This window comes from Streptomyces anandii JCM 4720, from assembly GCF_014650655.1.
Taxonomy (GTDB): domain Bacteria; phylum Actinomycetota; class Actinomycetes; order Streptomycetales; family Streptomycetaceae; genus Streptomyces; species Streptomyces anandii.
The window spans coordinates 306,566-307,322 of sequence record NZ_BMVJ01000009.1 but is presented as its reverse complement, the minus strand read 5'-3'; the positions used below and the strand labels follow the sequence as shown (position 1 = coordinate 307,322).

Annotated in this window: 2 protein-coding genes; one reads left to right on the top strand and one right to left on the bottom strand. The window is 76.0% G+C overall.

What is annotated here, in order from left to right; genetic code table 11:
- Nucleotides 1-269, top strand: a 269-nt coding sequence (locus IE249_RS18860; protein WP_229858807.1) for an HPr family phosphocarrier protein, incomplete at its 5' end; no start/stop codon positions are given.
- A 240-nt stretch (nt 270-509) separates the two neighbouring features.
- Here the strand turns inward: IE249_RS18860 and IE249_RS37795 are convergent.
- Nucleotides 510-757 (bottom strand): universal stress protein (locus tag IE249_RS37795; RefSeq protein ID WP_229858806.1); only part of this gene is annotated, 248 nt, incomplete at its 5' end.

The following is a 757-nucleotide window of genomic DNA, read 5'->3' as shown; positions in this document are numbered from 1 at the left end:
CCACCACGACCGTCTCCCGGCACGAGACCGCGGTCGTGCTGCCCGTCGGCCTTCACGCCCGCCCCGCGGGCCGGCTCGCCAGGACCGCGGCCGGATTCACCAGCGCCATACGGTTGGAGCACGCGGGCCGGACGGTCGATCCGACCGGTGTCCTCGCCGTGATGGGGCTGGGTGCCACGGCGGGCAGCACCGTGACCGTCCACGCCGAAGGCGACGACGCCGACGAGGCCGTCGCGGCCCTGGCCCACATCCTCGCCACGGCCGAGTGACGGGACCGTCACCAGCGGCACGGAACCGGCTTCCGCCTGCGCCACGCGAAGCAAGAACGGTGGGGGTGGCCGAGGGCGAGCGCCCCTGCCGCAGGCACGCCTGACGCCGATCCGGCCGGGCCCTCGGGGCCGAGCACGTCCGCGGGAGGCCGCACATCCCCGTGGGGGCGGCTCTCGCGCGGAGTGGGTGGCGGCGCCGGCGGTGGTGCGGTCGCTGCGGGATGCGGTGGACTGATCGGCTCACTGGTTGCCGCGGACCACCGCGACCGGGCAGTGCGCGTGGTGCAGCAGGGCCTGGCTGACCGAGCCGAGCAGCAGGCCGGTGAAGCCGCCGCGGCCACGGGCGCCTGCCACGACCAGTTGCGCGTCACGGCTCGCCTCGATCAGGGCCGGGCGGATCCGGGAGCGTATCAGGCGCCGCTCCACCGCGACTTCGGGACGGCGCCCGTGCCACGGTGACAGGGTGTCGTCCAGCAGCCGCTGCTCCC